A 21,398-nucleotide genomic window follows, 5' to 3' on the forward strand; every position below is an offset into this window, starting at 1 on the left:
ACCTCCAGTCGTTCTCGTAAGATATCATTCATATTTTAGCAAATGTTACATGAAAACACCAATGAAGAACGGCTGCACAAAGGCAGCCGCCAAGAGGAGTGTCGCATAAACTCATTTACATGGAAGTGTTCGAAGAAGGCGACTCGGCATGAAGGAATGGAGCTGGCGTTGGTACAGGAGCGAAGATCTCCTCTTCCTCGGATATAAGCCCCAGATCCTTCTGCATTTCTGGCCCGAATACATGCTGGAACACCTCGTTAATTGATTCAACTGGTATGACTCTCAGCCCATCCAAACCTTCAAATAAAGACTGCCAATTTTCTTTCGGAATCAGAACGGTCGTTGCACCTGCCTGGAAAGCAGCCTCTACCTTGGCCACCACACCGCCAACCGGCTTGGCGTTGCCGTAGATCCCCAGTTCCCCGGTCATCGCAATCCGATGATCGACCGGGATCGATTTGATGGCCGAAGCGACAGCCGTGGCAATAGCAAGCCCTGCAGATGGACCATCGATCGGTGTTCCTCCGGGGAAGTTGATATGAATATCATACTTGCTAATATCAAGGCCGATTCGTTTCATAACCGTCAGGACATTCTCGACCGAGCCTTTGGCCATGCTCTTGCGGCGCAGTGTTCGGCTTCCGCCGCCAAGCTCCTCTTCATCCACAACCCCTGTGATCGTGAAGTTGCCTTGCCCTTTCTCCACCGGTATTGCGGTCGCCTCTATCTCCAGCAGAGTGCCCTGGTTTGGCCCGTAAACAGCCAGACCATTTACAACCCCTACCTCGGAGCGGGTTGGAATCTTCCGTTCGGGTCTTGGCGATAGCTGGCTGCTGGTTGCCACCCACTCTAAGTCAGAGGCCAGCAAATGATCCCGCTTCTCCGTCAACGCCAGTCCCACCGCCAGCTGTACCATATTCACCGCTTCGCGCCCGTTCGTCGCGTATTTCGTAATTACCTCAACTGCCTCAGGACAAGGCTGGAAGCCGATTCGCTTGATCGCATCGTCAGCTATTTGCGCAATCTCCTCAGGGAGAAGCGGACGGAAATAAATTTCCATACAACGGGATCTAAGCGCTGGCGGGATCTCTTGCGGTGAACGGGTCGTTGCTCCAACCAGCCTGAAATCCGCAGGCAGCCCATTTTGAAAAATATCATGGATATAAGCGGGTGTATTCGAATCCTCAGAGCTGTAATAGGCGCTCTCTAAATACACCTTGCGATCCTCTAGTACTTTTAGCAGTTTATTCATCTGCATCGAATGTAATTCACCAATCTCGTCTATGAACAAAATTCCGCCATGCGCCTTTGTCACTGCTCCCGGCTTAGGCTGGGGAATCCCAGCTACTCCCATAGCGCCGGCTCCCTGGTAGATCGGATCATGAACCGAACCGATCAGCGGATCAGCAATGCCACGTTCATCAAACCGGGCGATAGTCGCATCAATTTCAAAAAACTTAGCATCCACTTTGAAGGGAGAGACAGGATTCTTCTTGGCCTCTTCCATCACAACGCGAGCCGCAGCCGTCTTGCCAACTCCAGGCGGCCCGTAGATAATCACATGCTGCGGATTCGCACTGCACAGCGCCGCTTTCAGCGCGCGAAGCCCATCCTTCTGACCGACAATATCACCTAATGAAGCAGGCCTTGTCCGTTCAGCCAGCGGCTTTGTCAACGAAATCGCCCGCAGCTTGCGCAGCTTCTCCATCTCTTTCCGCGACTCGCGGTCAACCGCACTGCGATTGCCCTTCTGGCTGCGCAGCTGATTCCAGAAGTATAGCCCGATCACTACCGCAAAAAACATTTGCACGGACATCAGAATGACACTTAGTTCCATAATTCGTAAGCCTCCCACACTTCGACTGATACATGAGGTAGTTCAATAAGTCATTCTCAAGATTCAGCCGACCTTCTCGGCAGCTGAAACCGGACTTGCTGAACTTACATTATAAGGGTAGTATTGCCCTTTCGCTCAGTCATAAAACGCAGATCAGCTTTAAAATGTCACTAAAAGCAAAAACCGTAAGCTGCAATCCTGCAGCTTACGGCTAATCAGCGACTTTATTTAATTTTATACACCGGCGTTTTCTTTCATTTTAGCTGCGATCTTCGCCTGATGTTCCTTGCGTCCAGGAATCTCCCCTGTCTCTTCAAACACTTTAGCGATATGGTCGATCTCCTTTTTCAACTCGGTGACTAATTCCGCCTCTGGAACCTTGCGAACCATCTCCCCGTAACGGAACAGCAGACCTTCCCCGCGCGCTCCGGCGATCCCGATATCCGCCTCCCGAGCTTCACCCGGACCATTGACCGCACAACCCAGCACCGACACCTTAATAGGCACCTTCAGGTTCGAGAGATATTCTTCCACTTCGTTAGCAATACTGAACAAGTCAATATCCAGTCGTCCGCAGGTTGGGCAGGACACAAGTGTAGGCGCATTGGCAATAAGACCAAACGACTTCAGTAGCTCACGGGCTACCTTGACTTCTTCCACCGGGTCCGCACTAAGCGAAATCCGCATCGTCGATCCGATTCCCCGCGAGAGCAAAGCGCCGATCCCGGCTGCACTTTTTACGGTCCCTGCGAACAAGGTACCCGCTTCTGTGATCCCCAGATGCAGTGGATACGGAATGACTTCAGCCGCCTTCGTATAAGCCTCAATCGCCATAGGCACATCCGAAGCCTTCAAGGATACGATGATGTCGTGGAAATCCAGCTCCTCCAGAATTCCAATATGATACAGCGCACTCTCCACCATAGCCTCTGGTGTCGGATAGCCATACTTATCAAGCAAATGCTGCTCCAGCGATCCGGCATTTACGCCGATACGAATGGGGATCCCCTTCTCCTTACAGGCATTTACAACCGCTTCAACCTTCTCGCGTCGCCCGATATTGCCGGGATTAATACGAACCTTATCAATTCCGTTCTCTATAGCTTGAAGCGCAAGCTTGTAATTGAAATGAATATCAGCAACCAGAGGAATATGAATCTGCTTCTTGATCTCCTTGATGGCAGCCGCCGCTTCCTCATTATTAACGGTTACGCGCACCATTTGGCAGCCAGCTTCCTCGAGACGGAGAATCTCGGCTACCGTTGCAGCAACATCGGCCGTCTTGGTTGTGCACATACTCTGAATGATTACTTCGTCGCTACCGCCGATCGTCAAATTGCCTACTTTGACCGGACGTGTATCTTGTCTCAAGAATGTCATTTCACGTCTCTCCCATAACGTCAAAGCTCCACCCCTGTTAAGGGACGCGCCCGAATTACAAAGGTGGAGGAATTGACTTTTATTTAGCAGCGCGTAGGCGCTATATTATTCTGATTATGCACTCTCTTCTTGCTTCTTGTTCTTCTTCGCTCCGAGTTCAGGAATCGTCTTCTCTTCTACGACCTGCTCAGTAATAACGCAATCCTCAACATCATCTCTCGACGGAACCTCATACATCACGTCCAGCATGATGCCTTCAATGATTGCCCGCAGTCCGCGCGCACCGGTATTGCGCTTAATGGCTTCACGCGCGATCGCTTCCAGAGCCTTCGGTTCGAAACTCAGATTCACGTTGTCTAGCTCCAGCAGCTTCTGATACTGCTTCACAAGGGCATTCTTCGGCTCGGAAAGGATGCGAACCAAAGAGCTCTCATCGAGCGGCTCCAAAGTTGAAATAACCGGTAAACGGCCGACAAACTCTGGAATCAACCCGAATTTAAGCAGGTCCTCAGGCAATACCATGGACAAATATTCGCCCGGCTTCAGGTCCTTTTGACCTTCACTAGCCGCATTAAAACCGATAACCTTCTTGCCAATCCGGCGTTTGATCATTTGCTCAAGACCATCGAAGGCCCCGCCGCAAATAAACAGGATATTCGTGGTATCAATCTGGATGAATTCCTGATGCGGATGCTTGCGTCCACCTTGCGGCGGAACAGAAGCAACCGTGCCCTCAAGAATTTTCAAGAGCGCTTGCTGCACACCTTCCCCGGATACATCGCGAGTGATCGATGGATTCTCGGATTTGCGCGCTACTTTATCGATCTCATCGATATAAATAATTCCGCGTTCTGCCTTCTCCACATCATAATCAGCAGCCTGGATCAGCTTGAGCAGAATATTCTCTACATCTTCACCAACATAACCGGCTTCAGTCAATGAAGTAGCGTCTGCAATGGCAAACGGAACGTTCAAAATTTTGGCCATGGTCTGTGCAAGCAAAGTTTTACCGGAACCTGTAGGTCCGAGAAGCAGAATGTTACTCTTCTGCAGCTCTACATCTTCAATCTTGCTTTGCGTGTTAACACGCTTGTAGTGATTGTATACCGCTACCGATAGAGATTTCTTCGCTTGCTCTTGACCGATTACATACTGATCAAGGATTTCACGAATTTCTCTTGGTTTTGGGATCTCTTTGAGGTCCAATTCCTCTTCATGTCCCAATTCTTCCTCAACGATCTCCGTGCAGAGTTCAATACATTCATCACATATATAAACGCCAGGTCCGGCAACGAGCTTACGAACCTGATCCTGCGATTTGCCGCAGAAAGAACATTTCAACTGCCCTTTCTCATCGTTGAATTTAAACATGTAAACACCCCTTTAACGTTTAATGGGCTTGATAAATCACCTTATCAATAATCCCGTAAGCCTTCGCTTCTTCCGCGCTCATGAAGAAATCGCGGTCCGTGTCGCGCTGAATTTTGTCCAGGGGTTGACCCGTACGATCTACATAGATCTGATTCAACTTCTCTCTGGTCTTAATAATCCAGTCAGCATGTATTTTGATATCAGTGGCTTGACCTCGAACTCCTCCAAGCGGCTGATGAATCATTACCTCGCTGTTCGGCAGCGCAAAGCGCTTGCCAGGCGCGCCTGCCGTAAGCAACAATGAACCCATGCTTGCAGCCATTCCCACACAGATCGTGGAGACGTCAGGCTTGATATATTGCATTGTATCATATATACCCATTCCGGCCGTAACTGACCCACCGGGCGAGTTAATGTACAGATGGATGTCCTTCTCAGGATCTTCCGCTGTCAAAAACAGCAATTGGGCAATCACGAGATTGGCAACTTCATCATCTATCGCGCTGCTGAGAAAAATGATGCGATCCTTGAGCAGTCTTGAGTAAATATCGTAAGACCGTTCACCCCGATTTGTTTGTTCAACGACCATTGGAACCAGACTCATGCGACCAACCTCATTTCTTTTTCAATTTTCTTTGCTGCTCTCATCAAGTATTTTATCACGTTCAAAGGTCTATGTCATTTTTCACACGATACAGTTTATGACCTCTGAAAGGGAATATATACCCTGGAGCTCGTCTAAAAGCAACTGGAAATAAATGTATTACAAAAAGGTGAAAAATTAAGGCACGCATTTAATATACGTGCCTTAACATTTAAAGGTTGCGCTGTTATGTTACGACGAAGGATCGCCGTTATCTGGATGCCCAAGGGAATCGATATTCGCCTTAGTTTTCTTGCGCCGCTTCTTCTTTAGCTTCTGACTTTGCAGCCAGTTTCTCAGCAGGAACTTCCTTGCTGTTAGCAAGCAGGAATTCGATCGTCTTGCGCAAGAGCACCTCTTCGTTCAAGCTGTTCAAAGCACCGTTTGCTGCAAGAATGTTGCGGATTTCTTCTGGGGAGCGTTTGTATGCATCGGACATGTCCGCAAGCTCCTTAGTGATTTCTTCTTCAGTTGCTTCAATCTTCTCAGCCTTAGCGATTTGCTCAAGAACGAGATTGTTGCGAACGCGCTTCTCAGCGTCAGCTTTCATTTGTCCTTGCAGGTCTTCGATCGTTTGGCCGGAGAAGTTCAAGAACAGGTCAAGGTTCATACCTTGAGCGCGAAGACGGTTGTCGAAGTCGCGAACCATGTTTTGTACTTCTGTTTGAACCATAGCTTCAGGAATCTCAACCTCAGCGTTAGCTCCAACAGCTTCTACAACAGCTGATTCACGAGCTGCCTTGCCTTCGTTCTCTTTACGAGCGGCGATTTGCTTCTTCAAATCTTCCTTGTACTCGTCAAGCGTATCAAATTCACTAACGTCCTTAGCGAATTCATCGTCAAGCTCAGGCAGTTGTTTACGTTTGATTTCATGCAATTTCACTTTGAATACTGCTTCCTTACCAGCAAGCTCTTCTGCATGGTAAGTCTCAGGGAAAGTAACCGTTACATCCTTGAAGTCGCCAGTTGCCATACCAACAACTTGGTCTTCAAAGCCAGGAATGAACGAGTTGCTTCCAAGCTCAAGCGAATAGCGCTCGCCTTTGCCGCCTTCGAAAGGAACTCCATCAACGGTACCTTCAAAGTCGATAACTGTAACGTCGCCATTTTGTGCTGCTTCTTCATCGATAACAACCAATTCAGCATGACGTTCCTGCATACGAGTAAGCTCTTCGTTCAGCTCTTCTTCACTAACTTCAATGTTGATCGCTGCTACTTCGACTCCCTTGTAATCGCCAAGAGTAACTTCAGGTTTAACCGTTACTTTTGCTTTGAACTTGAAAGGTTGTCCCTTTTCAAATTGCTCTACGTCTACTTCTGGACGATCCACCGGGAAAATGTTTGTTTCATCGATCGCTTCTGTGTACACTTCTGGAAGTAAAATATCGATTGCATCTTGGTACAAGCTTTCTACACCAAAACGAGCTTCAAAGATCGACCGAGGCACTTTACCTTTACGGAATCCAGGTACGTTGATCTTCTTCACTACTTTTTGAAAAGCTTTATCCAATGCAGAGGCTACGCGTTCTGCCTCAACTTCAACCTCGAGAACGCCGAGGTTTTTTTCTATTTTCTCCCAAGTTGCTTTCATTTATGCCTTCCCCTCCAAAATTCATATATACTAAAGTACTGAAACCGAATCGCGATAAAGCAGCTATCAAGGTTCCAGTATAGCTGTCCTTATTCCACGTTCAGAATAACCATTCCATTATAAACAACAATGTATCTTTTTACAAGAGCCTGCAAAAGCCTGGAAAGGATCGCCACCGCACCCCAATCAACTTGGCTTATTTCAACCCGAAACTTGCAAACTGGCGCATCGAACGATACGCCTGTTCAAAGCGCAGCCTTAAATGATCCGTGATCCCATATAAAGCACGAATCTCCTCATCATCCTGACCGCCCGGCAGGGTATCCGATACGATCTGATGCAAAGCGGCGGCCCAAATATCGATCATATCATCCTCTTCGGCCAGCATGGAACGATAATCCAAAGTCCCGTAAATAGCCATTACGAACTGGAACCACAGCTCCTGGGCGAAATAAAAAAGCGTGGGGTCATGAACCTGGGTCTGGTTGCCAACCCGCTCCAAAATGCTCTGAATCGATGACGGAAAATCCTCCGGTCTTAACGGCACGGATTCCACATCGATCTCAACCCGCTCTCCTGTGCGCAGGAATGCAACGTGCCCGGTCTTGCCTCTGCGTCGAAGTGTTTGCAGCACTCTATATTGCAGCAAGGGATGCAGCTTCTGGCGTCCAAGCCATTGAACGAGAACTTCATCCACTTCGGACGACTCCAGATAAGAGAGTTGATCCAGCGCTAAGAAGGTCTGTTCCGACAACGGCTGGCCTGTTACGGTCTGAAGCAGCTTGGCAGCATACTGCTTGTCCTCGGCCGCTTTGGCCTGAACATGCTGTCTGGCCATGTCCTCTTCGGCCTGGTCGGAGAAGCCGGCCTCCTCAGCCTCCAATGATTCTTCCTGCAATCCTGGAAAAGCGCTGATCAGCCAGTCCAGCAAAGCCTGCCACTCATCATAGTTCCTCTGTTCCATTCCTTGACACTGCAGTAAAAAACGCAGAAGGCCTGCTGCCTCTTTGTATTGTTCCCGTTCCAGCATCCTGGTCAGTTCAATTTGGTAATAATCCAAAGTTTTCGGGAATAGAAACACATTATCCTTTTCATCGGGCCGTAAGTTGTTAATAGCAGCAGCCCCCTTTCTTCCGAAGCAATTTATTTGAAATTATAGCATAGACTTTGTACAGGGCAAAAAATTAGCCTCAAAATCCGCCTAAAATCTATTGTTGCCTAACTCGCCCTCGATATGTTATGATACTTTTTGCTTGCTTTGTTTTGTCCCAGTAGCTCAGCAGGATAGAGCAACGGCCTTCTAAGCCGTCGGTCAGGGGTTCGAATCCCTTCTGGGACGTATAGAAGAAGTCCAGTTCAATGAACTGGACTTTTTTGCGTTCTTTGCGATGAGAACCCCATCTACATAGCCCAAGCGATTCTAATAGTAAGAGTACGAGCCACCAGCCACATTTGCGTTAACTCTCTATTGATCTATCGACGCGCGACACGAATAGCCGCTTGCAATCTGAAGTATAACTAAAACCAGGCAAACCGCCTCTAACAAAACACCCTATCGTCATTTATGCTGAACAGAAACTTTTCAACTGGCGTCCATTACGAATGAGATCATCGCCTTAAGGGGCGCTTTGCTCTATAGAAGAGATTACCGAATAGACTTCGGAAAATTAAATTAGCGGTGCATGTAATGCAAAGGGTTGTAATGGTTACAGCGGCCCCTGGAATGGTATTTTTGATCGTTATGAATTTTCACAGGCCACACATAGCCGCATGTTATCTGATAAAACACCCTTTTCGGCAGTGGTTTTCAGCATTGAAAAGGATCAGGTAACACTTAAAATAACGACTGTTTTTTTGCATATTAACATCACGGATGTCCGTGACAAGTCAGTCCCCTGATTCAAAGCTATGTTGGAGGGCAAAGCTATCTCAACTCCACTAGGGGGGGTAAGAAACTGTATTTCCCGACCGGGAAGATCGTAATTAAGAAAGGCAGGTTACTATGAAAAAGAAAACATGGCAGCGACGGACGCTAAAATACGGACTGGTCGGTCTGACGCTGTACTTGCTCTATATAGTCGCATTCGGCCTCATACCTTATGCTTTTTTCCCTGAAGTAAACCAACAGTTTAAGGACAGCTTTGATTCAGCATCCTTTTACGGCTCTGAAGCCCCTTCAGTGGACAGAGCAGGAATTATGGAGATGGGAGAGGCCGGGCTGGAAGCGCGTGTTGGCCTGATTCATGCCGCTCAAAGCAGCCTAGATGTATCGTATTACTCCACCCATTGGGGCGACAGCACCCAAGTCTTCTTCGGCGCTCTGCTTGATGCTGCGAACCGTGGAGTTAAAGTCCGCTTTCTGATTGACGGAGTTGCCCATCACCTGACAAGCCAAGCGAAAACAACGGCCTATGCATTGGTGCAGAATCCAAATGTTGAGTTGAAATTTTATAATCCCGTGCAATTGCTTAAACCATGGACCTTCAATGGGAGGCTGCATGACAAATACATCATCGTGGATGATACGTTTGTGTTGCTTGGCGGACGGAATATCGGAGACAAATACTTTGAGATGGAAGGATACAACAAGTCATACAGTCTGGATCGGGACGTACTGGTCTACAACACGGCTGCCGGAACATCTGATTCAGCTCAAAGCGTCATTCCACGGGTAAAACTGTATTTTGGGAAAATATGGGGCCTGAACACCTCTAAGCATACTTACGGCAAATTATCAGCGGTGCAAACCGCTGCTGGACAGCTGCAGACGGAGAGATTGGTTGAAACTTATCAGCATTTCATCGAGAACAAACCTTATCTTGTATCCGAGCATATTAATGCGGAGAAGATCACCGTACCTACAGCAAAAATCAGCTTCATCCACAATCCAAGCTATACGCTGAAAAAAGAACCCCTTCTATGGTATCAACTCAGTGAACTAATCCTGAACGCCGATCATAAAGTGACTATCCAAAGCCCTTACACCGTCTTGAATCGGACCATGGAAAATACCTTGAGGCAGGTTGGAAATAAAATTGAGCAATTCAGTCTGCTCACGAACTCACAGGCTTCTTCACCAAATGTGCTTGCTTATTCCAGTTACCTGGCCTCACGGACGGCTCTGGCAGATACCTTTGATCAAATCTATGAATATCAAGGCGATCATTCCTTACACGGAAAATCCTATTTAATTGATGACGATCTATCCTTGGTCGGCTCCTACAATCTGGATCTAAGAAGCACCTATATTAATACCGAGGTCATGCTGGTGGTTCACGGTCGTCAGTTCCATGACCGGCTTGAAGATCATATGAGTGCTTACCAAACCGCTTCTGTGGTATACGACAAAAAGAATGGCTATTCCGATAGCTCGCAAATCCCCCCAAGAGACATCCCGTGGTACAAAAAATGGATCTCCTACCCGCTGCAGAAAATATCTTGGCTGTATAAGTTTTTACTATAAAAAATAAAACAAGGGGGCAGGCGCCCCCTCTTCTATTCATATTTCTATACATATTACCTCTGTGCAGGCTAACGAATTTTTTATTTGGTGAATGTCGTCTCGGTTGATGGCTGTCATATGACAAGACGACGGCTAAGCAACTTCAAGCATGACACGATAGATATACCGCTTTCTACCCTGGAACCTGCTACCTTCTGACTAAATCCTCCCGTACTGGTGTAAAGCAGTCCAGCAGCGCGCTTGGCTCCAAGGCTTTGGCGCCATGTCTGGCTCCACCCGGAATAACCATGGTTTCCCCGGCCGCAATAACCCTCTTCTCTCCATCAATCGTAAACTCAACCTTGCCCTTCAGGCAGTAGGACATCTGCTCATGCGGATGCGCATGCTCATATCCTTCTGCCCCCGCTTCGAAATGAACCTCCATCATCATCAATGCAGCACCGGGCTGCATAATTTTGCGTGTGACACCAGGCTCGGCATTCTCCCATTTTCCAATATTGCTCATCTCCGCTCCTCCTCTCCATGCGTAATTCCTTGGACCTAGGACAATAATTTCAGCCTGTTTTTAACCATTCCTATCAAAAAGCCTTGCCGATCTCTATTTTCTGCGTCCGCCCCTGATCCGTAAAATAAAGATTGTAGCTGAAGCCTTGGTCATCCATAAAGTAGGACACATATTTTCCGCGTTCACTATGCCGCTTCGGTACAAGCAATGTAGCGATCCGGTGCGCGGCCGCAGGCGGCGTCTCGGCACGCAAATGCCAGTGTCTGGCAAGCCCTTCAATTTCCGCCGAATCAACACCTGTAAACTCGTCAGACTGGGTCAAGGTTAAATCCCCTGCAGAGCTGAACACAAAGCGGCCCTCCATATCCGCCTTGCACCCATGAACATGAAATGCCTGACCCTTCAGCTCCATCTCATAGAGCGTGTGAAAGAGCCACTCTACACGTCCTGGCTGCTCCAAATCTATCGAATCGACGATCACGAAATAAGCGTTCTGCACAAAATAAATTTCCCTTTTATATTGTTTTAAATAGGGTACGTGCTCAAGATAAGCTGGTGTCGGATTCATCCGCACATAGCAATAGTCTTTGTGGTGAAAGGCGTCCTCCACTTCGCCCCGGGCAGCAATATTCAGCGGCTTATTCATATCTGCAAACTGGCCTTGATTATCGATCAGGATGGCGTTCTTGGAATGCGTCTGTCTGCGCCACTTCACATGCATCGAGCTGTTAAAAGCAATATAATACCCGCTCTCTATCGCCAGCGGCTCGCCGAAGGCATGCAGCAGGAATGCCCCTTGATCACCGTGGCTATGGCTAACAGAGCCGTAACGACTGCTCTTGGCAATCAGCGTGATTTGCTCCTCAGGATTATGCATCCGATGATGTAGCGCTACCCAGCCGATATCTCGGAACCATTTGACCGGCTCAATCCCCTCAGGCTCTACCGCTTGAACTATCGGATAGTTATAGCGATACAACAGCTCGTCGAAGTGGAAATCCCACCAACCATAGTTATAAAACATTTTATCCGCTTCCGGGTTCCGATCCTTGAGCTGTTCATAATACCATTGATACCAACCGTTGCCGGTCACCCCCGCATACTGGCGCATGTTATAGCCCGCTTTCTTGATGAAGCCGTCCCCCAGCGAAGAATTATCACCGAATGAAGCACGGGTCGATGTGACGGGGCTGTAGCAGTATAGCGGAAAATCTCCCGTACGCTGAAAAAAGGGCCGCCGGAATACGTCCAGCCCGGTAAAGTTTCTCAGCAAATCGAGCGCTTCAGTCAGATAAGCCATGCCTGTAGTCCAATAATGCGGGCCTTCGGCCCAACCGCCATCTTTTCCTCCCCAAGGAGAGAACAGCGTATAGTAATACTCTACCGTATAATCGAGCCACTTCCTCACCTCGGGCTCATCATCCAATAAAGCGATGCAGCAAGGAATCAGCACCGACGAAAGAGAGCGGACAGCGTGGCTGTCATAAGGCACATGATGGATTTTGGAGCGTTCTATCACATGTACAGCAACCTGACGGGCGCGGCGCAGGAGTTGATTCCGCACAAGTCCCCGCTCATCCTCCGACAGCTCTTCAAAGAGCCAGTCATACCCCCAGGCAAGCGCACCGGCGATGCGGAAGGCAGCCTCATCGTTATAATCGCGGCTGGTTGGGCCATCGGGATCCCAAGAAGCGGCATGCAGCAGCCAGCGTTTAGCCTGATCAAATAGTTCTTCGTCCTTCAGCACGACAGCAGCAATACTCAAATGCCGAATCGCATACAGAACCTCCTGGCAATCTAGATAGCTCTGACGCCACAGCGCAGCCGTCCGCTGATTGCCCGGATATGGCTTCGGCTCCGCGATTAAATCCCGGCTGACCCAGGGCAACACGGACCGTTCGTAAAACTCAGACCAGCCAGCGTCCGCTGCGTTATGCTCTATCCTTTCACGAAAAGCTTCCAGCTGATGAGCCTGAAGCCATAACCTAGGATGTGCAGTCTGAGCCTGTACATATCGGTCGACCCGTGAAGCCAGAGGGGTCTCCGGCAGCCCGACAGGAACCATAAACCTCCGTACCTGGCTCCAGTCAGACCGCTCGCCCGTGCTCTCTATCAGCGCATAACGCCAATAATAATTCCCCGGCGATAGCGCTGCATCAGGGGTGAAAAAATTATAGGAAACCGGTCCATACGAGCGAGTGTGCTCCTGGCTAAAATCCGGAGCCGCGGAAATCTCCAGCATATATCTATCCTCTTCCAGCTTGGCGGGAATCCAGGTGAACCGCGGCGGATTCTCATAGATTTCCGTCTCTTCGTCGGGCTGGTATTGAACCGTCAAATCTCCACTTAAAGGCTGGTACAACGCATTCGTGGTGCTCATCAGAAAGCATGCCTCCATCCTCTTATTATTGATATATGTTGAACTGCTGGCAGAGCGAAAATAGGCAAGCGGGTACAATCTTCAAAAGAAGAACCACTTTGGAGATTGATCCCAGGTGAAGTGATTCAGAAGAAGCAGCAAGCTTGCTGTAAGAAAGCTGCTTCGAAGCGAAGCGGGCTTCGCCTTTGTGAACGGATTTCTGCCTTATTGGATGCAAATACTTCATAAAGAAAATCTGTAACAGACAGCGATCGCGAGAACATTTCACCTGGCTGCCTTCATCCGTACAAATGAGTTCAACAGCTAGCGCATAAATAATCCACCATTAACCTCGATCGTCTCTCCTGTCAGATAATCGGATAGGGATGAAGCCAGATACAAGGCTGCATTCGCCACATCCTGAGGCGCTCCTTCCCGGCCAAGCGGAATTTTCGCCACGGTTGCCTCTCTCCCCTGATCGGAGGTATGCGTAGCATGAAACGCCGTCCGTCCGATAAATCCCGGCGAGATACAATTCACTTGAATGCCGTGCGGAGCAAGCTCTTTAGCCAGGCCTTTGGCATAAGCCATGACCGCAGCTTTACTCGCTGCATAGATCGAGGCTCCGGGACCACCCCCGTCATGCGCTGCTACCGAGGTCAAATGAATGATTTTCCCTGCGCCCTTGGCCTGCATCCCTGAAATCACAAGCTTGCTCATGAACACGCAGGACTTGAAATTCACATCCATGACGCGGCTATAATGCTCCTCGGTCATCTCGCCATTTAATATGCGCTTGATCAAATCTCCGGCATTGTTTACTAGAATATCTACCGTTCCGCCAAGCCGCTCCTGTGCCTCATGAACCAAAGAGGTCATATCCTCTAGCTTTGTCAAATCGGCATAACATGCCACCGCGCGGCCGCCGGCCTGAATAATGCTCGCGGCTGCGGCCTCGGCCTCCTCTTTGCCCTTGCGATAATGCACAGCAACAGCCGCTCCCGACGCGGCCAGCGTCTCAGCTATCTGCCGTCCGATTCCGGCACTTGCGCCGGTGACCAAAGCGATTTTCCCTTGCAACTGAATCATCATCCCGTACCCTCCTCATATCTGCAGACGATGCTGCCATCCGATGGCAGCGACATTATAATCTTCGTTCCCTGACCTATGAGACTATCGATTGATAAGCCATACGTCTCCCCATATACCATCTGAATCCGGCGATGCACATTCATCAGCCCCAGTCCGCCTTGATGATACGTCGTCTGCGAATCAGCTTCGGCCAACTGGTTCAAGCGCAGCTTCTCCCTGACCGCATGCAGCTGATCCACGGATATCCCTACCCCGTTATCAGCTACGGCCAGGATGAAGCGATCTCCTTCCGTATATCCGCGAATCCCGATGAAGTGATGTTTTTGAATTCCGTTCGGGAAAGCGTGCTGAAACACATTTTCGATCAACGGCTGTAAGGTGAGGCGCACCATTTTATGAAGCAGCAGATGGGGCGGTATATCTACCTCCAGCTCAAATTGCCTCTGCGTGCGATACTGTAAAATTTTCATATAATTCAGCACATGCTTCAGCTCATCAACGACCGTGATCTCCGTCAGACTCGTCTGAATGGCATAACGCAGCATCGACGCCATGGCCTCGACCATCTCCATAATCTCCTCGGAGTCCTGTACTACCGCATAGCATTTAATCGTTTCCAGCGTGTTGTAGAGAAAATGGGGATTAATTTGCAGCTGCAGCGCCTGGAATTCCGCCTTATGCTGCTCCAAGGCGATCCGCTGCACGCTCAGCTCAGCTTTCTGGGATTTCAGCTCGGCTTCATAGACCTGCTCGATCATATCCGACAGCCGGGTCAGCATTTTGTTATAGTTGTGAATCAAATAACCGAATTCATCCTCACGATCGCCTGGATCGATCGTTTGCCATTCCCCCTTTTCCATCAGACGCATATTTCGTACCAGCTTCCTCAGCGGCTGCACCAGCGACTTGCCAAATCGACCGGCGATCCAAAGCGCAACGAGCAGGGTGACCGCCCCGGCAATAACGGTCGTATAGCGAATATTCATAATCGGCTGGCGCAGTTCGCTGACCGGTACGGATATGACCATACGCCAATCGGCGGCCTGCAGCTGCTGCGAGACGTACATCCGATTCTGTCCGCCAATCCGCTCGGTAAAGGTATCCTCTCCCGCCAACAGTCTTTGTTTAATCACTTCGTCCATATATTCATCGGCCTCTACCTGATGTGGTTTGTCAACGAAGTTCCCCTTCGCATCAATAATGAAGGAATAACCTTGCTCCCCCAGATCCATCTGGCCCCACAGCTTGGAGATCTCCCGCGTATTCAGCTTCATGCCGAGGATTCCCCTCGGCTTATGCGATACGATGCCGCGTACCCGCCGCACAAAGGTAATATACTGCTCATCCTCCGGGGCAACTGACGCCGAATTAATAAGCGCTCCCATGCCATTTTCCGGGAGACTTTGTTCTATCAACTCATAATAGGATATATAATCCTTCACTTCGCTCTGGATCATATCTTTGGTTGTGATCGCTTTGCCATCCTGATTAATGATATAGATCAGCTCGATCTGCGGGTACACTATAAAAGCCGAATCGAAAACTTCGCTCTGGATTTTCTGCGACAGCTCGTAATATTGATAGCCATCGTCCGGGTCCATCTCCATGAACTTCAGGACATCGCTGCTCGATAGAATCGTCTTGCTGGCATTATCAAACGTCTGCAAATATAGGTCCGTGTGATAGGCCGCATGAGTGATCATTTGTGACAGATACCGTTCGAGCTGACGATCCAGAAGCTTGGAGGATTGGAAATAGGTAATGGTGCCGACCACCGATAAAGAGACAACGATCAGAATCATGAAATAACCGAAAATACGGTTGGATATGCTTCTGCGAAAAAAACGCGGCATCAGATTCCCAGCTTCTGACGATATTCCGAAGGTGAGATGCCTTCGTATTTTTTGAAGGTCTTGGTGAAGTTGGAGTGATCGGCATACCCAACCGCATAGGAAATATCCGTAATTCGATACCGCTCTTCGCCCAGCATTCGCTTGGCATGCTCCATTCGCCGTTTTGTCCGGTACTGTACGAAGGTCTCGCCGGTCATCTGTTTGAACATGACGCTGAAATAATTCGGATGAAGCCCAAGCAGCTCGGCAGCCTCCTCCAGGGATATTTCACTGCCCAGATTTTGCTCGATGTATTTCTTCACTTCTTCAATCGGGTCTTTTAGCTTCCCCTTCCGCCGTTTCTGTAAAAAGCATACGGTTTCCCGGATTCCATCGACAAAATAGCGATAGGCCGTGGGGAACAACATACCTTGCTCAGGTTTGAACGGAGGCAGCAGAATGTTTACATCCCGGGCCTTTAATTTCTTCTCCAGCAGGGCGTGGAGCTCTGCCAGCATCTTGGTCCGCTCCGCATCCGGCCATTGATAGGAGCCCATTTCCTGTTCCCGGATTCGCAGAAGCTCCTCCACTCGTTCCTGGTTCAAATAATAAACCGCTTGCTCCATCTCCTGGATCCATTCATCGGCTTTGGCAACAGACAGATACGAAGAAGCGGTCTTGGCGGCTTCCGCTCGCTGTACAAGCTTGCGCAGCGTATCCTGCAAATCTCGCTTACTGATTGGTTTAAGCAAATATTCCTTGACCCCGTAACTGATGCAGGTCTGCGCATACGTAAAATCACCGTAACCCGAGATGACCACCGTCTGAATCGGTACATTCATCTCCTCAATCTGTGCGCACAATGCCAGACCATCCATCACCGGCATCCGGATATCGGTAAACACAAAATCGGGGAGCTCCTCCTGAATCGCGGCAAGCGCCTCCTCACCGTTCGCGGCCTGGCGGATCGAAGCGATATCTATCCCGGACTGCTGCAAAAATACCGTCAACCCTTTTAGAATCATAGGTTCATCGTCCACAATCAGAATTCGGTACATGCTTAAGTAGCAGCTCCTTTCGATTTCGGATTTTGCTTAGCAGTTAGCCAGATAACCGTCTGCGAGGCGATTCACGTCTACTTTCTCGGCAGGAATACACCTTCTTTGGACTGATAACGGTCATTCGCTTCCTTAAGGACGTCATTTCCCCCTTTGGACTTCCATTCCTCAATAACTTTAGGCCAATTCTCGATCGGCTCCTGGCCGTACACCATCTTCACCATATGGGTAATGAGCAATGGCGGAGGTGTATCGGATAGCGGTGTAATATCCGGATTCTTCTTTAACGCTTCTAGCCGCGGATCGAATTCAATTCCGTCCCGGCCCTCATTAGCCAGCGTGTTGTCGAACACGCTCATCAGATTTCTGCCTTCCTCCGTCAGGCTTAATGAGCCTTTATTGTAGGTTGTATCTTGGACCATCCACAGAAATGCCTGGCGATAACGCTCTTCGTCAACGGCCTGAACATCGGTGGGCTGTTTATAATTAATTTTGTCTCCATCCATCGTGTAATCTTCCCCTTCAACTCCGAAGGTGAAGAACTGCTCGGCTTCATCGGATACCATCCAATTGAAGAACTGAATAATCTTCTCCGGATGCTCATATTTCGCGTTAATAAAGTAGGAGCGGGCCACATCGCCATAAAGATAATATCCGCCCTTGCCGTCCGGTCCGACCGGAGAAGCGATGATGGCAAGCTCGGCCTCCGGCACACTCTCCTTCAGCTGCGTCTGCCACTGGATCAGCTCATTGGCATTCATGGACCAAATGCCCGCTTTACCGGCCAGGATCGTATTCTTGAATGTCGTCGGATTAATGGTGGCGAACTCCTTATTGATCAGCCCTTCGTCAAACATCGTTTTATAAGTAGATAGCGCTTTCATCATATTGTCTGCGTCGAGGAATTTCGGCTGTATCTTGCCATCTACCTCCTCAAACTGACTCAGATACGGAAACACATCATAAGCTCCGAAAAACGTATCGGCATATTTGAAATCCTGCCGTCCCATATACGGATTTTCCACCCCCAAATCCTTGAAGGCGCGCATTACATTCAAATAATCGTCCACCGTCTCGGGTACAGGCAATCCCGTCTTGTCGAGCAGATCCTTACGGATCCATGTAGCGCGGCGGGAAGGGTTGCCCAGCCACTCCGGGATACCATAGATTTTACCTTGATAGCTCATCCGATTCCATGCTTCTTGCGGAATTTTCTTAAGCAGATTCGGACCGTACTCCTTCAGAAGATCGTCCAGCGGCATAAAAACCCCCGCCTCCACAGAGCCGGCCATTTCTTTCCCGGTCGTGCCGCCCCCACCCTGCACTACGTCCGGAATATCATTGGTGGCGAACATCTGCGCCATCTTCTGCTCATATTCCTTATGCGGCACGAGGCGGATGTCCATATCGGTATTGGTTAGCTCCTCCAGCCGTTTCACCCATTTATCCGCATTGATGTCCGGCGATTGCTCCACATACCCGAAATTAAGCGTCCGCAGCGATATTGAGAATTTCGTCACCGCTTCCCCCGATTCGCCCTGCTGCTCGGCAGTTCCCGGAGCCTGCTCCTTCGCTTCCTCTTTCCCCCCGCATCCTGCCAATAAGCTGATGGCGAACAAACAGGTTAACATNTGGTTAGCTCCTCCAGCCGTTTCACCCATTTATCCGCATTGATGTCCGGCGATTGCTCCACATACCCGAAATTAAGCGTCCGCAGCGATATTGAGAATTTCGTCACCGCTTCCCCCGATTCGCCCTGCTGCTCGGCAGTTCCCGGAGCCTGCTCCTTCGCTTCCTCTTTCCCCCCGCATCCTGCCAATAAGCTGATGGCGAACAAACAGGTTAACATCAAGCTTGCCCACTTCTTCAAACCGATCCCCTCTTTCCCGATAATTGAATTTACATTTGCGGGTAGCTTCATTTTGTAAGAAAATTGTATCCTTAAAATTCTAGCAAGCGTGAGGTTGCTACTTCATGTTTACCTGTCATTTTTTAAGATTATAGAAAATGAGAGTTTATAAAGTCCAGCACAAATCATGCTTTTACCGCTCCTATTGTAAGCCCTTTCACAAAATGCCTTTGCAAAAATGGGTAGATCATAATGATCGGCAGCGTCGCGATAATGATCGTGGCCATCTTGATTCCCTCAGGCGAGGTATGGGCCAGGTCGCTGAATTGCGAGGCTCCCGGATCAATGCTGATGTCATCCGTCTCGAACATCCGCTTCAGCTTGACCTGCAGCGGCCACCATTTGGGCTGATCAATATAGTAGAGCGCCCCCATATAAGCATTCCAATGGCTGACCGCATAGAAGATGCCAAGCGAAGCCATCACCGGCTTGGACAACGGCGTCACCATGCGGATCATGATGCCCAGCTCGCCGCAGCCGTCGATTCGTGCGGAGTCGATAATTTCCGGCGGCAGCTGCTTGAAGAAAGAATGCATGACGAAGAAGTTAAAGGCGCTGATCGCGCCGGGAAGAATTAATGCCCATGGCGTATTCATTAAATGTAGATTTTTGATTAGCAGGAAGTTCGGAATCAACGGTGCGCTGAATATCATCGTCACCAGGACCATGAGTACAATCACCCTTCGGCCCACATATTCCTGCCGCGATACCGGATAAGCCAGCGTCGCTGTGGCGATCAGATTGATCATCGTACCAACTATAGTCACGAACACCGATACTCCAAACGCCCGCCAGATTGAGGCATCATTGAATACATAATCGTAATTGATCAGGGTGAACTCTATTGGCCAGAAGCTGACCTTCCCCTCGGTAATGGCGCTGGATGAGCTGAACGACTGGGCGAGGACATTCAGAAACGGCAGAAACATCATCAGCCCGATCAGGGTCAAGAACAGGATATTCAATATATTGAATAGTTTATAGCTTGTTGACAATTTCGGATGCATTCTGTTCTCCCTCCCTATCAATACAGGCTCTCGCCCGTCGTTTTCCGGCTGAAGAAGTTCCCGGTCATTACCAGCGTCAGTCCCACAAGCGACTTGAAAATGCCCACTGCTGTCGTATAGCTATACTGCTGCGATAGAAGCCCCGCCCGGTAAATATAAGTATCCAGAATTTCCCCACTTTCGGTATTCAGCGCATTCAGGAACACCCATACCCGTTCAAACCCGAAGTCGAGAAATTTCCCGATATGAAGCAAAAATAAAATCATGATTGTCGGCAGCAGTGCTGGCAGGGTAATTCTTAGCGTTTGCTTCCAGCGGTTGGCCCCGTCGATCTGCGCTGCTTCATACAGTTCCGGATTGATCCCCGCCAAGGCTGCTAAATATAGAATGGTGCCATAGCCGGTATCGCGCCAAACTCCGGATCCGATAAGGACGCCGCGGATATATTTATTGTCTCCGAGAAAATATAGAGGATCGAGACCAAACCAGCCCAGCAGCTGATTTAAAATTCCCGTTGCCGGCGATAAAATCGCTACTGACATACCGGCGATGACTACCCAAGAGAGAAAATGCGGCATATATACCACGGTTTGTACCACTCGTTTGAACATCACCAGCCGCAGTTCATTAAGCAGGAGCGCCAAAATAATCGGTGCGGGAAAAGCAAAAACGAGATCATATAACCCGATCAGCACCGTATTTTTTAAAATCCGCAAAAAATCATAATGCCTGAACATTTCGGCAAAATGAGCAAACCCCACCCACTCGCTGCCGCCGAAGCCTTTGAAAATGTTATATTCCTGGAATGCAATGATTGAGCCGCCCAGCGGAATATATTTGAAGATCAGAAAATAAAGGATGCTGGGAATGGAAATCAGATAAAGCGCCTTATACTTCCATATCAAGCGCCATGTGCTGCCTTCCTTGCCTGGTCTGGGCGCCATGCCCGCGGGCAATCTTGCCGCTGTGTCCATTTTGTTATGCATCACTAGTCTTCTTTGCCTCCTTTCTGGCTTTCCTTAATAGTACTGCCGAGAAGGGCGACACTGCATGGTGTCATATGCTGTGGTCTGGTGATTTTTTAAGGTGTTTTTTTGCACGCCCAATCGTTGTTCATAGCATGTGGTCAACCGACGCCGTCATGCTGCGAAGCACCGCGCGCTGGGAGCTGCGCGCGGTGCGGAAAGAAAAACGCCGCAGGACCGATTGGCCCTGCAGCGCAGAGAGGTTGATCATTGGTGGATCATTGGTGAATCATTGGCAAATCCAGCCGAAACACGACTCTAACGAAACACCATATCTCTATTCTCCCTAAATGGAGCCGATAAAAAATTTAACGAAACTGGGGATC

The 21,398-nt window shown here is 49.2% G+C and carries 16 protein-coding genes and 1 tRNA gene; 3 read left to right on the plus strand and 14 right to left on the minus strand.

What is annotated here, in order from left to right; genetic code table 11:
- Positions 1-115: 115 nt before the first annotated feature.
- The 6 genes from lonB to BN1360_RS01505 all read right to left on the minus strand — a co-directional run bounded on the left by lonB (position 116) and on the right by BN1360_RS01505 (position 7,882).
- The gene (lonB, locus tag BN1360_RS01480) at positions 116-1,837 is read right to left on the minus strand and encodes an ATP-dependent protease LonB (protein WP_068778142.1); all 1,722 of its coding nucleotides are present in this window, start codon (positions 1,835-1,837) and stop codon (positions 116-118) included.
- A gap of 234 nt (positions 1,838-2,071) precedes the next feature.
- Positions 2,072-3,217: a flavodoxin-dependent (E)-4-hydroxy-3-methylbut-2-enyl-diphosphate synthase gene (gene ispG / locus BN1360_RS01485; RefSeq protein ID WP_068778143.1), complete on the minus strand. Its 1,146-nt coding sequence runs from the start codon at positions 3,215-3,217 to the stop codon at positions 2,072-2,074.
- Between the two features lie 114 nt (positions 3,218-3,331).
- Complete coding sequence (gene clpX / locus BN1360_RS01490; protein WP_068778144.1) at positions 3,332-4,588, minus strand: ATP-dependent protease ATP-binding subunit ClpX; 1,257 nt, start codon at positions 4,586-4,588, stop codon at positions 3,332-3,334.
- A gap of 19 nt (positions 4,589-4,607) precedes the next feature.
- The gene (gene clpP / locus BN1360_RS01495) at positions 4,608-5,192 is read right to left on the minus strand and encodes an ATP-dependent Clp endopeptidase proteolytic subunit ClpP (RefSeq protein ID WP_068778145.1); all 585 of its coding nucleotides are present in this window, start codon (positions 5,190-5,192) and stop codon (positions 4,608-4,610) included.
- A gap of 283 nt (positions 5,193-5,475) precedes the next feature.
- On the minus strand, positions 5,476-6,822 hold the full coding sequence (gene tig / locus BN1360_RS01500; RefSeq protein ID WP_068778146.1) for a trigger factor: 1,347 nt from the start codon (positions 6,820-6,822) through the stop codon (positions 5,476-5,478).
- A gap of 196 nt (positions 6,823-7,018) precedes the next feature.
- Positions 7,019-7,882, minus strand: a complete 864-nt coding sequence (locus tag BN1360_RS01505; RefSeq protein ID WP_218652988.1) for a hypothetical protein — start codon at positions 7,880-7,882, stop codon at positions 7,019-7,021.
- A gap of 205 nt (positions 7,883-8,087) precedes the next feature.
- Here BN1360_RS01505 and BN1360_RS01510 point away from each other — a divergent pair.
- Positions 8,088-8,161, plus strand: a tRNA-Arg gene (locus BN1360_RS01510).
- A 663-nt stretch (positions 8,162-8,824) separates the two neighbouring features.
- Positions 8,825-10,285: a phospholipase D-like domain-containing protein gene (locus BN1360_RS01515; protein WP_068778148.1), complete on the plus strand. Its 1,461-nt coding sequence runs from the start codon at positions 8,825-8,827 to the stop codon at positions 10,283-10,285.
- Positions 10,286-10,472: 187 nt separating this feature from the next.
- Here BN1360_RS01515 and BN1360_RS01520 read toward each other — a convergent pair whose 3' ends face one another.
- The 8 genes from BN1360_RS01520 to BN1360_RS01560 form a co-directional block, all read right to left on the minus strand.
- Entirely contained in the window at positions 10,473-10,790 is a 318-nt protein-coding gene (locus BN1360_RS01520; protein ID WP_068778149.1) for a cupin domain-containing protein, read from the minus strand.
- Positions 10,791-10,863: 73 nt separating this feature from the next.
- Positions 10,864-13,170: a DUF4962 domain-containing protein gene (locus BN1360_RS01525; protein WP_068778150.1), complete on the minus strand. Its 2,307-nt coding sequence runs from the start codon at positions 13,168-13,170 to the stop codon at positions 10,864-10,866.
- A 303-nt stretch (positions 13,171-13,473) separates the two neighbouring features.
- Positions 13,474-14,241, minus strand: coding sequence for an SDR family NAD(P)-dependent oxidoreductase (locus BN1360_RS01530; RefSeq protein ID WP_068778151.1), 768 nt, complete (start codon positions 14,239-14,241; stop codon positions 13,474-13,476).
- Positions 14,238-16,043 (minus strand): sensor histidine kinase, encoded by a 1,806-nt coding sequence (locus tag BN1360_RS01535; RefSeq protein ID WP_229520742.1) that lies wholly within the window; start codon positions 16,041-16,043, stop codon positions 14,238-14,240. The genes BN1360_RS01530 and BN1360_RS01535 overlap by 4 nt, the downstream gene beginning before the upstream one ends.
- A 50-nt stretch (positions 16,044-16,093) precedes the next feature.
- Positions 16,094-17,131, minus strand: coding sequence for a response regulator transcription factor (locus BN1360_RS01540; RefSeq protein WP_068778153.1), 1,038 nt, complete (start codon positions 17,129-17,131; stop codon positions 16,094-16,096).
- A gap of 77 nt (positions 17,132-17,208) precedes the next feature.
- Entirely contained in the window at positions 17,209-18,762 is a 1,554-nt protein-coding gene (locus tag BN1360_RS01545; RefSeq protein ID WP_068778154.1) for an extracellular solute-binding protein, read from the minus strand.
- Between the two features lie 403 nt (positions 18,763-19,165).
- A complete protein-coding gene (locus BN1360_RS01555; protein ID WP_068778156.1) occupies positions 19,166-20,047 on the minus strand; it encodes a carbohydrate ABC transporter permease in 882 nt (293 codons plus the stop codon).
- A 17-nt stretch (positions 20,048-20,064) separates the two neighbouring features.
- Positions 20,065-20,991 (minus strand): ABC transporter permease, encoded by a 927-nt coding sequence (locus BN1360_RS01560; protein ID WP_068778185.1) that lies wholly within the window; start codon positions 20,989-20,991, stop codon positions 20,065-20,067.
- 178 nt (positions 20,992-21,169) lie between these two features.
- Here BN1360_RS01560 and BN1360_RS01565 point away from each other — a divergent pair, with 178 nt between their 5' ends.
- Positions 21,170-21,334 (plus strand): hypothetical protein, encoded by a 165-nt coding sequence (locus BN1360_RS01565; protein ID WP_195714215.1) that lies wholly within the window; start codon positions 21,170-21,172, stop codon positions 21,332-21,334.
- The last annotated feature ends 64 nt before the right edge of the window (positions 21,335-21,398 follow it).

The organism is Paenibacillus sp. GM2 (genome assembly GCF_900069005.2).
Taxonomy (GTDB): domain Bacteria; phylum Bacillota; class Bacilli; order Paenibacillales; family Paenibacillaceae; genus Fontibacillus.